Consider the following 15,430-nt stretch of genomic DNA (forward strand, 5'->3'; position numbering starts at 1 on the left):
CATGTTAATCTCCTTGCCAACGTCCTTTGGTAGGGATAATTTCTATGCGCAATTGTCCATACCGTTTATCTCTGAATACATCTGTATCCATATCGAAGGCCCGTTTAATATACTCTGGCTGCAATACTTCTTCTGGCGCACCATCTGCAATGACACGATGCTCCCCAATGAGCAATAATCGTGTGCAGTATTTAGCAGCTAATTCTAAATCATGTACAACGGTAATGATGGTTTTTCCTTGCTTGCACAAATGTTGAAAGAATCGGAACATGTCATCACTATGACCTTTATCGAGGGATGAGGTAGGCTCATCTAAGAGCATAATATCTGTCTCTTGAGCCAGGGATTTAGCTAACAAAATGCGCTGTTTTTCGCCCCCGCTGACCTGTTCTAACCGATGATCTTTTAAATGCGATACTCCTGTATACGCCATCACTTCTTGCACAATTCGGCGATCTTCGTCGCTTTCACTATCCCACCAAGATTGATACGCATAACGACCAGTCATGACGATTTCTTCAGCGCTGAAAGCGTAAGGAATCTCCACTTGTTGTTGCATATAACTCATCGTTTTAGCAATAAAAGTATCCGATTGTTTCGCCAAATCTTGTCCATTTCCATAAATATGCCCCTCATAGGGTAATAGCTGGCGAATCGCTTTTAGCAATGTGGTTTTACCATTCCCATTCGCCCCAATGATACCAATACATTCGCCTTTGTAAAAGTCTTTGGTTACGTCTTGAACGATCGGTTGTCCATCACGACATACAGATACCTGTTCTAAGCGCAATACTACATCATTCATAGAGAACCTCCTTTCACTTTCAAACGATGTAAGAGGAATAAGAAATACGGTGTTCCTAATAAGGCCGTCATAATACCCACTCGTATATCAACAGGGTGGAACAAAGTCCGTCCCAATGTATCGCACAGCAGTACAAAACAAGCACCCCCTAAGGCAGAAGTAGGTATCACGAGGCGATGGTCAGGTCCCACTAAGAGGCGCACCATATGCGGCACCACGAGGCCCACAAAACCGATACTACCACCTACGCATACAGAAATAGCCGTCATCATAGCCGACAAGAGCAAGAAGATCATACGATACCGATTGGTATTCATGCCTACAGATCTGGCTTCTACTTCACCCATCACTAAAATGTTTAAATGTTTACTCAAGGCTATAATAATCCCTGTTCCTACGGCAATGGTAGGTAGCGCAATAGCCACATGATCCCATCGGCGATATTCTAAACTACCAACCATCCAGAATAGAAATTCTTTCAAACGATATTCATTCATCAACGTTAAAATTCCAGATGTTAAGGATCCCAATAGCATACTAATAGCCACACCTGCTAACAATAAAATACGAGGGTCCATTCGCCCTTTATACCAACTGAGGAGCATTGTAATGCCCAGCGCTGTCAAGGCGCCAATAAATGCAAAGGATGGCATGTAATAGGCACTCACCGATGACAACCCCAACGCTATCGCAATAACCGCACCTGTAGAGGCCCCTGATACAACGCCCATAATTCCTGGATCTGCCAACGGATTACCAAATACACCTTGAATTACCGTCCCTGCAATGGCCAAGGCCATACCAATTGAAATAGCTACTAAAATTCTAGGCAGGCGTATAAAATATAAAATTCGTTCTTGCTCCTCTGTTAAGTGCAAGAAATCACTAGCACTGACGGGAATAATTCCCATACACAGGGACATGACAATAAGCACCAATAGCAGTATCATCATGCCACTCATATAGAACCACGGTCTATTCATGCGTGCCATCTCCTTTCTCGCTCTCTCGAAGGATGCGCAAAATATCTTTCATAGATTCACCAATAAACTGATTCCCCGTATATAAATCTGATGCCGGCATGGTAACCACTCGACCTTCTCGAACGGCTCTAACCGTTTGAAGACCAGGATTATCTCGATACAAGGCTTGCCAAGCCATTTCGCTTTTGTCGTACACCGGTATGAGAATCACATTCGGGTCCATTTCAATAATACGCTCTTCTGTGAAAGCTGTCCTAGGTGCATAACCTAAATGACTTGGTCCGTTCACAAGACCCATGACACGGGTCATATCATCAAATAGGCTATCTGAACCTGCATAACCATCCATGGATGACATAGAAATCACTACTTGCCCTTTTGTTTCTGCAGATAGCGCTTTCACCTCTTCAATATCTTGTTGCATCTTAGCAGTCATGTCACGAGCCTTATGTTCTGCTCCAACAACCACTCCCAATCGCTCTACTAACTCTAAGGTTCCTTGTACCGTTTTAGGACTACTAACAATGACCACTGGAATCCCCATATGATCTAGTCCATCTAGTACATCTCTATTTGTATACTCAGGAGCAAGCACCAAGTCAGGGTGTAAATATACAATTTTTTCCACCGCATAGGAGTATAAAGAAACTTTCACAGATTTTGCCAATTCATAGTTCGGCCCATATCCCTTTGTTTTTGATAGAAAGCTAACAGCTCCTAATCGACTAGGCCCTACCATCTCTAATAGTATAGGTTCATAGGCAGAAGTTAAGGAAACGATTCGCTTGGCCTCTGCAGGTACTACTACAGAACGTCCCCAATCATCGATTACGATACGTTGCGTCCCTTCTACTACATGCGTTGAATCCCCCTGATCATTCCCTCCAATCCATGGATGATATCCTACTAGGAGTCCTAGTACAATGAATAAACATGCTATCCACAAGGTTTCATTACGTTTCATCATAATATCCCTCTAAGTCATCTTCCAAAGACATTGCCACATCGCGCAATCCTTCTTTGCGAGCCTCACTAGCCTTCCAAAGTCCTCGTTGTTCTGCTTCCAATAAAGTATGACAAATATCCCCTAAGGCCCAAGGGTTCACTTGGCGCATCCAATCCTGTATATTCTGATTCATGACATACTCATCTGTGTAGGCATCATACATCCAGTCTTGAATCATATCACTAGTAGCATCCCATTCATAGGTATGTTGTACATAGGAAGCCATATCAGAAGCCCCCTTATAGCCATGTTTCATCATACCCGCTATAAAGATAGGGTTCATTGGTTCACTGCGGAACTGGCGTTGAATTTCATCTTCTAGGGATCGTACTAAAATGTCTTTACGGTACGTTGTATCACCTATGAACGATTTCGGTTGTACTCCTTTGATAGATTCTACAGCTGCGATCATCCCCCCGTGGTAAGCATTGAAATCATCTGTGCTTAACAAACTAACCTCTCGGTTATCTTCATTTTTCACAGTTACTTCGATGGAACCTAATCGCTTCCGAAACTGTTGATGGCTTGGAATAATCTCACCTTGCTCATCATATCCATAACCACCCCATGTGACATAAGCATTGGCTAAGTCCTCACGAGTAGACCAATTGCTTTGTTCTAAAATTTGATTCACTCCTGCCCCATAGGCACCTGGTGCGTCACCAAAGACACGAATCGAAGCAGCTTTGATAGCTTTTTCATACTCCATACCTTCCTCTACTAACGCGGCTGTATCTAGGTCTATATGTTTCTTCACATAATTCACGCTATAGTCTTCAGCAAGAGCACCCACCATTTGCACAGCTTTCGCAATCCACATGACTCCAGAAGGCATCATGTCTCGAAATAAACCACTAATACGGCTCGTCACGTCGATACGTGGTCGCCCTAATTCCTCGAGAGGTATGACTTCTAAATCGGATACACGACTCCCTGTGTAAACGGGCCGTACCCCTAATAGATAGAATACTTCTCCCATACATTGACCGTGCGTGCGTTGTGTGTTGTCAGCCCACAAGACTATACCGATTTCCTCTGGATATCGCTGTTCTTCTCGAATATATTCATTGAGCAACGCATCCCCTAATTCACACCCGATGGAATAAGCAGGTACGGTCGGTAAAGTCCGTTCATCTACGCCATAAAAATTGCGCCCCATCGGCAGCACATCGATACCACTATTGGTAACAGCGCCCCCAATATTAGGCGGAATATACTTACCTTCCAAACCTCGTAACAATTGGTTCATTTCCTCTGTCGTTTGGCGCAACCCTGTGAGATAGGTCTTACACAAGGTTTCCTTTTGTGCATCGTCTGGCACACCATGCATGTCTAGGAACGCATCTATATAGCCAGCTTCTTCCTCTGTGGTTGGATTTTTCCCTAATATATGCAAACCACAGCGAATATGACGATTTTGGATGTCCATCAAATAGTTATGAATATCCCCTAACAGTTCTTCTGCCTCGTCTACACAAATGGATTCAGCTAAGGCTCGCCACTCTTCTTCACTGACAGATTTATCTGTTACAAAGTATGCCTGTCCACTCTCTTGATACCAGTCGAAGGATTCGCACAAATGCTCTAAATGGCAATCTTTTACAGAAGATAAAATATATCCTAGCACCACTTGCTCTTGGTTCATTTCCTGCGATTTTGTATGGTCATATTCGTCCAAATACCGTTCTAACGTTTCATAGTCACCATACAAGCCAGACCGTTTCATAGGTGGCGATAAATAACTAAGTAAGGCAGCATGACTACGCCGTTTGGCTTGGATACCTTCACCAACGATGGTTGTCCAGTACGGATAGAGATTAGGGAGATCTTCGATACCTAACTGAGGGTAACAATAGGAACTTAATGCCGTTCCCTTACCCGGTAACCATTCTAAGTTACCATGGGTTCCCATATGGATAGTCACATCGGCTTGAAATATCATGCGCACCCAATGATACACCCCTTCATAGTGATACGTAGGCGGAATATCTGGTGAATGGTACAATGCATCTGGGTTATCACTAAATCCACGTGGCGGTTGTACTAATACCCATACATTGCCAAAGGCCACTCCGGGAATAATGAGTTCATCCTCTTCTACAAATATCTTCCCTATAGGCTGTCCCCAATGTTTCAGTAGTGATTCTTGGGTATCACTATCCAGCTTTGAAAACCATGTCGTATAGGCTTGTTTCGGCAGTTTTGGGGCTTTCTCTACGGCTGAATCGGTCAAACAATCTACGTCATTGGTAGCATGTTTAGTCAGTATAGTCATGAGCTCCTCACTCGTTTGAGGGAGCCCTTCTACTGCATATCCTATCTGTTGTAATTCTTGTAACAGCCGTAATACAGACTCTGGAGTATCTAGACCACAAGCATTACCAATGTGGGAATTTTTCGGCGGATAATTATGAAGGAATAGAACAATCTTAACATTTGCCTTGTCTTTGCATTGTAATGTAATCCATCGTTTGGCTTGTTCTACCATTTTTTGAATGCCCTCAAGATATGGTTTAAAATAGTAGCCTCTTTCCTCAGAATATGTTCTAGTCCCTACAATATGACCGTCTAGAATGCCATCTATTTCTGGCAATGATAAGGAAAAGGATATATCCGATGGCTCTAACCCTTGAGATCTCCGTTGCCAGCTTTCAAAGCTCGTATACGTAACAAAGCCCTGTAAGATAGGGATGGCTAACTCAGCCATTTCCTCACGGCTTGCCCCCTGCAAGCCAATAATGGAAAACTTGCATGTATTAATGATGAGAGATATCGTCTCTTTCACTTGATGAGCAAATAACGTGTCCCAACACTCATACCATCGTAATTGTCCACCTGATTTACTGCTGTATTGACCAAATACTAATACCGGCGATAAGCCTTGTTCTAATGCACGATCATAGAGTGCATAAGGATAATCTAATTGACCTTGCACCCATTCATCTCGATAGAAGAATATGCCCACTACGGGACCATCATGGGTGTAATCCTTACGATATGCCTCATAAGATGGATAGACTTCCCCTTGCCTGCCTAAAATACCTTGGTACGGTAGTTCTTTCACCAGTTGTACTGGCCCTGTATACCCTCGTAAGGATAGCATATATTGGCACAGTCCATAGAAATTTTCTGTTCCACCTTGGTGCAAATAGTCCTTAATTCGATCAATACTTTCATCTGTAACACCATATCGCTGTACATCCGACGCTGAATCATGGAATAGTAATACATAAGGAACTCGTTTTTGTGTCATATATTTATGAATCCCTTTTACCAAAGGCGTATCTAACGTACTGCCTACATGAGTAAATAGAACTATATCCGCCATATCAATAGCTCGCTCAGCATCCGCTAACTCTATATTTTCGGATGATGACAGAAAGACTATGCCCAAGGACATAGTCTCATCTGTATACTTTTGTTCTATTTCTTTAGCCCACTGCCAATGTTTTGTCATGGATGTGATGAGTAAAATAGAATGTTTCATATCGTACCTACTAGAAATGATAGGAATAATTCACATAATAATTACGCGGTAAATCCCAGTATTCCCATTCGCCTTGAGAGATGACATTTTTACGATTTAACAAGTTATTTACATAGAATCCAATTGTTTGTGACTCATTCGGGCTATAGTTTACATGGGCATTTATATTGATAAACTCTGGATTGCGTTGTTTGTCCCGATTATAGGCACGAATACCCCAATAGGACGCAGCTAATCCAACTTGCCATTTATCTTTTTCATAATCTAAGGCTAGGTTTAACTCTAATTTAGGAGCTGTTTGTACCCAATCTTTTTTATTAACATCTTGTTTTTTAGGATTAGAGTAGGATGCACCTAAGGTCATAATTATATCACTAGTTACATACGATTTATACTCTGCTTCAACCCCTGTATTGCGGAATTCTCCACCATTGATACGAATAGTTTTACGATTTCCATCAAGAGGATTCTCCGCCCAATCAAAGAAATTTTTAAATTTCATGTGATACAGACTAACACGCCAAGAATCTCTCTTATTAGCTTGTTTATACCCAATTTCATAATTCCAACCTTCTTCTGGTTTCAATTTGCCACCTGGTATTTTCATATACTCAGAAGGTTTAATTTTTTTAGGATCTGTTACCCATTTAAAAGCATCATGAATATTCGGCATTGTAAACGCTTTACCTATATTCGTATAGATGGATTTTGAACTATCAATCTTGTACAAGGTTTGCCATTGTGGTGTAAATACTTGTTGATCTTTAATCGGATCATTAATAACTTGGTATCGACCACCAATAGTAGTGCTGAAAGATGGAGTAATCTGGAATTCATAATTACCATATAATGCTACAATATTACGTCCTGCTTTTACCATGTGATTCGCCTCTGATTTACCATGGTATGCTTCATGAATTGCCTGCACCCCTAACACTGCTTTATTTGTATCCTTATGCGCCTTCCAAGTATGCTGTGCCTCTACACCCACTTTATAAGCACCATAATTATAAGGGCTTTGCACATACGCAGGTTTCGCTAAACTGTTGCTTTCGCCTATTAATCGACGAGTATTAAAGAATACGCTTGCTTTCGTTGTTGCATCCTCATAGACAATAGATCCATTATTTTTAATATCTCGATAATGCCAATATTTGGTTTCTGTTAAAGCCGATTTTTTCGGTGTCCATTTTGCCTTTGGTATGGTACTAATTTGTCCATATGTAGAATCGCTTTGTTGACGCATATAGTTAATTGTTACATAATCATGTGGCTTCACATTCACCGCTATATTATGAGCATACCCCTTATCACGTGTATTGTAGTAATCAAGCCCTGTTCTATTTGGAGATGTTCTCGCTTGTGCCCCATAGTACTCTTTTGATGTGGAAATTTCAATTTTTTCAGTGCCTACAGTAGTCGCATATTTTTTATAGCCTTCATTACCAATGCCCGTTTCAATTGTACCATGCGCTTTCGTTGGTGTTTTTGTAATCACATTCACAACACCTCCTAATGCTTCGGAACCATATTGTGCAGACGCAGCACCGCGAACGATTTCAATGCGTTCAACATTATCCATCATCAGACCATTTAAACTGTTTTTACCATCTAAATTGATAGGTGCACCATTCACTAAGACCAAGGCGCTTCTATCTAAGCCACGGATATTCGTACGACTTTCCATACTGCCAAACTCTAATCCTAAGGGTCCATAACTAAAAGTTGTGATACCTGTAGCCTGTCCTACTGCGTCAAAAATACTCTTCGCTCCAGAGTTTTTCAAGTCTGCTTGATCAATAACCGTAACAGATGCTGGTGTTTCTAAATCTTTTGTCTCAAACCGTTGTGCTGTCACAACCACTGGATTAAGTACCGTTACAGGTCCTAAATCTGTTATAGATTGTGCTTTTACTATACTTACCGTAGAACCTACAATTCCTGCAAGAACTGCTAAATATAATGCCTTCCCTTTCATCATTACTTCCTCCTAACTGTAGCCCTTGGCTACCATCTACGTGTATCCACATGCCCATTGTGGAACGCAGCCTATTACCCTTTCAGTCAAAGGATTTTACCATGCAATTACTCATGCTCTTTCATTGCGTGTAAAAATATATTTTTAGTATATCATACTATAAGTTTCATATGGTAGTAAAATAAATTTTATTTATCAACTATCACGGTGCATCAAAATCAATATTGTATCTGCAGGGATTAGCTTATCAGTCCCTTGTCACCTAGCATATTTTCTTACATCGTAGGAACATATACTAGTAGCCCTACCTCAAAGTACACAAAAAGCCGCCACAGCTGTGACGGCTTTCATTATATATTAATGTTAATTTTATTTTAGTATACCTCGTTCCAATAACAAGTGACGTATCGTCATGATAGGATGCCTCCATAGCATACGAGGTCCACTATAGCGCATAACTTGTCGAATTTTTTCACGATAGGTAGGTGCATAGCAATGTGTTTTACACATGGAGCAAAACGTTTTCTCTTCCATATGAGGACATTGTTCAACTCTTGTCTCGGCATACTTCACAAGATCCTCACAATCCGTACAAAGTTCTCTTGCTTTTGTTCCATGATGACCATGGCAATAGATTTCTATCATATGGCGAACGATTTTTAACTCTAACAATCGTTTTTCCATAACCTCTGTAGATTTCTTTTTTTGATCACTCATACGTAATACCTATGCATTCATAGTGTAATTGGCAAAAATGTTAACAACATGGCAATAAATATAGCTGGCAACAAGTTTGCCACTCGAATTTTATTAGGCCACAATACATTAATGCCTACACAGAAAATTAAGATAGATCCCACATAGGATAAATTATCAATCGCCTCTGGGGTCATAAGCGGTGCCGCTAAATGAGCTAAGCCCGTAATCATCCCTTGGGTAATCCCCACTGGTAAGAAGGAGAACAAGGCTCCTTTTCCCATGGAGGATGCCATGACCATCACAATAATACCATCTAAAATACTTTTAACAACCATCGTACTATAATCACCAGTCAAACCATCTTGGATGGATCCAATGACACCCATGGCTCCTACCGTAAATGTCATGGATGCCGTAATGAACGCATTGGTAAACTGCGGATCACGGCTATTGCCAGTTTTTAATTTCAACCATTCTCCAATGGCAGTAATACGTCGATCAAAGTCGATGAGTTCCCCTATGATAGCCCCTAGAACCATAGAGATAATCATCATCATAGGTCCCGTTGTATGCAAACTATCGCTAACAATAACCAACATATATTGCATTGTGCCACTCATTCCTAAGAGAAGGATAATGATGCCACATACCATCATGAGCGTTTCTTTTAAATTCTCTTTCATACGGTGTCGAATAAAGAGTCCTAATAAGCTACCACAAATAATCAACACCACATTTAGGATGGTTCCCATACCATGCATTGATTGCTCCTCATCTTTCTAAAAAATTACTACACTGTCGTCTCCATCCACTTCATGCACACGAACTTGCACCGTCTCCAAGTGGGAGGTAGGAATATTTTTCCCTACATAGTCAGCTCGTATAGGTAGTTCCCGATGCCCACGGTCTACCAACACAGCTAATTGGATGGCGCTCGGTCTACCCGCATCCATCAGTGCATTCAAAGCAGATCGAATGGTGCGACCTGTGAATAATACATCATCTACAAGAATCACAATTTTACCCGTCGTATCCATCGTAAACGGAGGCCCTTCCTTCGGTTGATTGCTCCGATCATCTCGATACAAGGAGACATCCATTGTTGCCACATCTACTTGAATCCCTTCAATGGCTTCAATTTGAGCTTGTAATCGTTTTGCTAGATATACACCACGGCGCTCAATACCAATGATTAAGGCATTAGATAATCCTTTATTACGTTCCAAAATTTCGTGCCCAATACGACGAATGGCACGCATCATGCCAGCTTCATCAATTAAGATACGTTCTTCCATAGTATCACTCCTTATCGATTATGCTCTTTCGCATACTCAATACATGCCAAGAAATCTTCCGGCAATGGTGCTTCAAAATGTAAGTCTTCCCCTGTGATAGGATGTTTCACAGATAAAGTTTTAGAATGCAAAGCCTGCCCCACAATAGGGAAGTCCATTTTGCGGAATCCATAGAATGGGTCATTCACCACAGGATGTCCAATATAAGCTAAATGTACACGAATTTGGTGAGTTCTACCCGTTTCTAATTGGCATTCTATTAATGTATGCTTACCATATCGCTCCAATACTCGGAAATGGGTTACTGCTTCCTTGCTATTTTCAAAGACCACAGCCATTTTCATACGATCTTTAGGGTGGCGACCAATAGGGGCTTTTATAGTGCCTTTTTCTTCTGCAATATTACCCTGTACTAATGCATAGTAGGTTCTGGTAGCACTATGTTCTTTCACTTGCTCTGCTAATCCCAAATGTGCTTCATTATTTTTTGCTGCCATCATAACACCCGATGTATCTTTGTCTAAGCGGTGCACAATGCCAGGTCGAATCTCTCCATTAATACCAGATAAATCTTTACAATGAAAGAGAAGTGCATTTACCAAGGTCCCAGAATGGTTACCCACCGCAGGATGCACTACCATCCCACGAGCTTTATTCACCACGATCATATGGGAATCTTCGAAAAGAATGTCCAGTGGAATATTTTCTGGTTCTACCTCCACCTCGTGCACTTCTGGAATGATTACAAGGATATCACTGCCCTGTGATAGTTTCAAATTCGATTTACCCGTTTTACCATTCACTTGTACATGGCCTTCTTTCACTAAGGATTGTACATAGCTTCGCGACTGACCAAGTTCTTTTGTGAGGTACACATCTAATCGTGTACCCTCATCTTGAACATCTACTATATATTGTTTTGTTTCCATTATTTACCTCATCGTTTCTGGCTTTCATAGGACCAAAAATATAGAATCAATAAAGGTACACCAATGCAAATACCAATATCTGCAACATTGAAAATAGGCCATATCCGGAAATCAAAGAAATCCACTACACCACCTAAGTATAAACGATCCCAAGCATTTCCTAAGGCGCCGCCTAAGAGTGTACCTGTACCAATTCGTGCATATATTGGGGCTGTAGCTAATTTTTTACGCCCCATATACATAGCACCTAGTAACAGTACCACTACTAGCAATAATATCCATCGTTGGTTCATCAGCACACCAAAGGCAGCCCCATGGTTTACAATATAGGTCCAATGAAATACATCAGGTACAACTGGCACAGATTCACCTAACCGAAAGTGGCTGCGTACATACCATTTTGCTACTTGATCAAGTACAAAGGTTAAGATACTTATGATATAAATCATCGTTTACGCCCTCCACGATCAGCCCATTGTTGTAATAAAGCACCTAGGTCCTGTTCTTTTTCTCGACGGTTTCCACCATTGCCTTTATTTCTATCTCGCCTAGAACTACCTTTTGAGTTTTTAGGATTTCTAACCTGTTGTCTTTCACCTTTTTGTTGTTCATTATTTTTATGTTGTGTATCTCGACGAGGCTTTCCAGTGCTATTATATCTACGACTTTGGCGGTTTGGATCTTTTGGCTTTTCTCGTTTCATAGATAAACCGATACGATTGCGTTTTGTATCGACAGAGATAATCTCCACTTCGATAATATCTCCTACTGCCAACACATCGGATGGGTGTTCATGATAGGCGCAAAACTCGCTTTTATGCAGCAGTCCATTGATTTTCACACCAAAGTCTACAAAGGCCCCAAAGTCCACCACATTATGAACCGTTCCTTTTACCACGGTACCGACTTGAACATCTTCCAAACTCATAATTTGTTTACGAGTCATAGGTGCTGGTAAATCTTCCCGTGGGTCACGACCTGGTTTTTGCAAGGCTTCTACAATATCTCGCACGGTCGGTACACCAGCATCTAGCTGTCTCGCCAACTCTTCCACATCCACCGCTTGAAGTTTCACTTTTACCATTTCCAGCATCGCTTTATCTCGTAAATCTTCTAAGGACATCCCCAATTGTGTAAGCACTCCTCTGGCAATCTCATAAGACTCTGGATGGACTGGCGTCGCATCTAACGGGTTCTCCCCTTTACCGATGCGCAAGAAACCGGCACATTGTGTAAAGGCCGCAGGGCCTAAACGTGCTACTTTTAATAATTGTTTACGGCTAGTAAAAGCACCATGTTCCTTACGGTAGGCAATAATATTATTTGCCACGGTGCTAGAAATACCTGACACATGCTTTAAAATTGCTGGAGATGCTGTATTGAGCTCTACACCTACATGGTTTACCACAGTTTCTACCACTTGATCTAAGGTGGCGCCCAATTGTTTTTGATTCACATCATGTTGGTATTGACCGACACCGATTGATTTTGGATCAATCTTCACAGATTCCGCCAATGGATCTTGTACACGGCGCGCAATAGATACAGCACCACGGATAGATACATCTAAATCTGGCAATTCTTCGATAGCCAACTTAGAAGCAGAGTATACGGAGGCACCTGCTTCATTGGTAATAATATAGTGACAATCTAAGCCTTCTTCAGCAATCATGGCAGATGTAAATTGCTCTGTTTCATAAGACGCCGTACCATTGCCGATAGAAATCAAAGTAACACCATATTGACGGATTTTCTTAGCCAATTCTTGTTTGGCGCGCTCTGCTTGTTTATCACTCATCGTAAGATAGTAAGCACCATAATCTAGGACATTACCCTCCCTGTCGATGATAGCCATTTTACAACCTGTACGATACCCTGGGTCTAAGCCCATGATGACATGTCCAGATAAAGGTGCTTGCAGCAATAGATTGCGCAAGTTCGTCCCAAACACTTTGATAGCCTGTTCTTCTGCTTGCTCTGTCATAGTATTCCGTGTTTCCCGCTCTAAAGATGGATATAATAGACGCTTATATCCATCAGCAATCGCCTCAGCAATATACGAGTGCTCTACCCTAGTATCGCCTTGTACTGTATCTACCATATATTGGATAAAGGTTTCATCCGATACCACAAAGCTAACTTTTAAAGCCCCCAAGGTTTCCCCTCGGTTCATCGCTAATACACGATGGGATGGGACTTGACGAATGGGTTCCTTGTATTCTTCATTGTACTGTAAGAATCCTTGGTTTACTTCTTCTTCGCCTACTAGCTCTGTTTTCATATGTCCTGTTTCCCACATGGCTTTACGCAAATATTGGCGAACATCTGCTCGTTCACTCGTTTCTTCTGCTACAATATCCATCGCCCCTTGTAAAGCATCTTCCACAGTAGGCACTTCTTCATTAAGGTACTCTGCCCCCATTTGGCGTAACTTGTCTTCTGTAGTAATTGTGAACAAGGCTTGTGCTAACGGTTCCAAACCACGGTCTCTAGCCATGGACGCACGAGTTCGTTTTTTCGGACGGAACGGCAAATACAAGTCTTCTAACTCTTGCAATTTCATAGCTTTCGTAATGGCTAAGGACAATTCTTCTGTCAATTTGCCCTGTTCTTCGATAGATTTTGTCACTTCTTCCTTACGCTGCAACAAATTGCGCAAATATTTCGTCCGCTCTTCGATATCACGTAATTGTTCATCTTTTAGCTCGCCAGTCACTTCTTTTCGATACCGTGCAATAAATGGTACTGTATTGCCCTCATCTAATAAAGTTATAGCCGCTTCTACTTGATGTGGCTTTACCCCTAATTCTTGGGCTATCACTACATGTATTTCCATTCTATTTCCGCCTTTCATAAGTTACAAAATCATAGGCCAAGTCCTCTTGCCCAGCGCCAGGTGTACGCTCTATTTCAATCCATTCTGGCTTAGTATGCTCAGTAAATGTCACATCCCCGGTGAAAGCCTGATGTAACTCTGTCACATACAAACGATCTGCATAAGGCGCCATACTTGTATACACCTGCGCCCCGCCAATACAGTACACCATATCTAGGCCCTTAGCTGCCTGAACTGCATCCTCTGGACTATGAAAGACTTTCACGCCCTCATAAGGTGGTACATAATCCAATTGAGATGTAATCACCCAATGTTCACGATTAGGTAACAAAAACGGTAAGGACTCTAATGTTCTACGCCCCATAATAATAACGTGCCCCGTCGTACGCTCTTTAAAATATTTTAAATCTTCTGGAATGCGCCAAATCAACTGATTGTCCTTACCTATAACGCCATTCTCAGCCACTGCTACAATCATTGCTAACATAGATAACTCCTTACACAGCCACGGTCATAGATAGTTTCCCTAAATGCTCATAACCTTCTAACGTAATATCTTCTGGTTTGAAATCATAGAAATTCTTAACATCTGGGTTTAATTGTAACACCGGAGCCTCTAAGGCTTCATTCTTACGCTCTAATTGTGTGCGTAAGGCTTCTACATGGTTTTCATAGATATGCGCATTATTGATAACATGCGTGAATTGCCCTGGCTGTAATCCAGATACTTGGGCAATCATATGCACTAATGCGGCATATTGAGCCGTATTAAAAGGCACACCTAATCCCATATCTCCACTGCGTTGGACAAGCATACAGTTTAAACGACCATCAGTGACATCCCATAATGTTTCATAAGCACATGGCTGCAAGGCCATATCTGGTAAATCCTCAATATTCCACAAGGTCACAATCATACGACGGCTTTGCGGATCGTTTTTCAGCATATCTAACAAATTGTCCAATTGCTTATACTTTGCAATTTGGTAACCATAGGCCTTGCCGATTGTGCCATCCTCACGCATCCATTCATCCCAAACTTTTACATTCATGGCCTGCAACTGGCGCACATCATTAGATTGCATCTGCCAAATCCAAAGTAATTCTTTAATGGCCGTTTTGAAAGCTACAAATTTCGTGGTTAAAATAGGAAATTCCTCAGCTAAATTGAATTGCATCACTTGATGCGGTAATTTATAGGTCGCAATGCCTGTACGATTGTTGGCATAATATCCATGATCTAATATATTTTCTATAATTCGTAAATATTGCGTATCTGCTAAACTCATCTATGCCTCCTTGTATGCCAAAATACTCTAAACTGTATCAGTATATATTATTTGTATTTGCATCAGTATTTATATCTATATCTGTCTTTAAATTTATAGGAATATATATATTAATAATCACAG

At 41.3% G+C, this 15,430-nt stretch carries 13 protein-coding genes; all 13 read right to left on the reverse strand.

Going from position 1 to position 15,430, the window contains the following annotated elements:
- Positions 1 to 4: 4 nt before the first annotated feature.
- Positions 5 to 805, reverse strand: coding sequence for an ABC transporter ATP-binding protein (locus EO117_RS02855; protein ID WP_126939004.1), 801 nt, complete (start codon positions 803 to 805; stop codon positions 5 to 7).
- On the reverse strand, positions 802 to 1,788 hold the full coding sequence (locus EO117_RS02860) for an iron ABC transporter permease (RefSeq protein ID WP_126939005.1): 987 nt from the start codon (positions 1,786 to 1,788) through the stop codon (positions 802 to 804). The genes EO117_RS02855 and EO117_RS02860 overlap by 4 nt, the downstream gene beginning before the upstream one ends.
- Positions 1,781 to 2,755: an ABC transporter substrate-binding protein gene (locus EO117_RS02865; RefSeq protein ID WP_126939006.1), complete on the reverse strand. Its 975-nt coding sequence runs from the start codon at positions 2,753 to 2,755 to the stop codon at positions 1,781 to 1,783. Before EO117_RS02865 ends, EO117_RS02860 begins: the two co-directional genes overlap by 8 nt.
- Positions 2,742 to 6,281 carry a cobaltochelatase subunit CobN gene (locus EO117_RS02870; RefSeq protein WP_126939007.1) on the reverse strand — a complete coding sequence of 1,180 codons (3,540 nt, stop codon included), beginning with the start codon at positions 6,279 to 6,281 and terminating at the stop codon, positions 2,742 to 2,744. The genes EO117_RS02865 and EO117_RS02870 overlap by 14 nt, the downstream gene beginning before the upstream one ends.
- Positions 6,282 to 6,291: 10 nt before the next feature.
- A complete protein-coding gene (locus EO117_RS02875; RefSeq protein WP_126939008.1) occupies positions 6,292 to 8,262 on the reverse strand; it encodes a TonB-dependent siderophore receptor in 1,971 nt (656 codons plus the stop codon).
- Between the two features lie 366 nt (positions 8,263 to 8,628).
- Entirely contained in the window at positions 8,629 to 8,976 is a 348-nt protein-coding gene (locus EO117_RS02880) for a nitrous oxide-stimulated promoter family protein (protein ID WP_240632566.1), read from the reverse strand.
- A 17-nt stretch (positions 8,977 to 8,993) separates the two neighbouring features.
- Positions 8,994 to 9,719, reverse strand: a complete 726-nt coding sequence (locus tag EO117_RS02885) for a DUF554 domain-containing protein (RefSeq protein ID WP_126939009.1) — start codon at positions 9,717 to 9,719, stop codon at positions 8,994 to 8,996.
- Between the two features lie 18 nt (positions 9,720 to 9,737).
- A complete protein-coding gene (gene pyrR, locus EO117_RS02890) occupies positions 9,738 to 10,253 on the reverse strand; it encodes a bifunctional pyr operon transcriptional regulator/uracil phosphoribosyltransferase PyrR (protein WP_126939010.1) in 516 nt (171 codons plus the stop codon).
- Positions 10,254 to 10,264: 11 nt separating this feature from the next.
- Complete coding sequence (locus EO117_RS02895) at positions 10,265 to 11,182, reverse strand: RluA family pseudouridine synthase (RefSeq protein ID WP_126939011.1); 918 nt, start codon at positions 11,180 to 11,182, stop codon at positions 10,265 to 10,267.
- A gap of 8 nt (positions 11,183 to 11,190) precedes the next feature.
- Positions 11,191 to 11,631 (reverse strand): signal peptidase II, encoded by a 441-nt coding sequence (gene lspA / locus EO117_RS02900; RefSeq protein ID WP_126939012.1) that lies wholly within the window; start codon positions 11,629 to 11,631, stop codon positions 11,191 to 11,193.
- The gene (locus EO117_RS02905; protein ID WP_126939013.1) at positions 11,628 to 14,018 is read right to left on the reverse strand and encodes a Tex family protein; all 2,391 of its coding nucleotides are present in this window, start codon (positions 14,016 to 14,018) and stop codon (positions 11,628 to 11,630) included. Before EO117_RS02905 ends, lspA begins: the two co-directional genes overlap by 4 nt.
- 1 nt (position 14,019) lies before the next feature.
- Complete coding sequence (locus tag EO117_RS02910) at positions 14,020 to 14,505, reverse strand: dihydrofolate reductase (RefSeq protein WP_126939014.1); 486 nt, start codon at positions 14,503 to 14,505, stop codon at positions 14,020 to 14,022.
- Between the two features lie 10 nt (positions 14,506 to 14,515).
- Positions 14,516 to 15,307, reverse strand: coding sequence for a thymidylate synthase (locus EO117_RS02915; protein WP_126939015.1), 792 nt, complete (start codon positions 15,305 to 15,307; stop codon positions 14,516 to 14,518).
- Positions 15,308 to 15,430 lie beyond the last annotated feature (123 nt).

Origin of the sequence: Veillonella sp. VA142 (assembly GCF_003992135.1) — a bacterium.
In the GTDB taxonomy this organism is placed as follows: domain Bacteria; phylum Bacillota; class Negativicutes; order Veillonellales; family Veillonellaceae; genus F0422.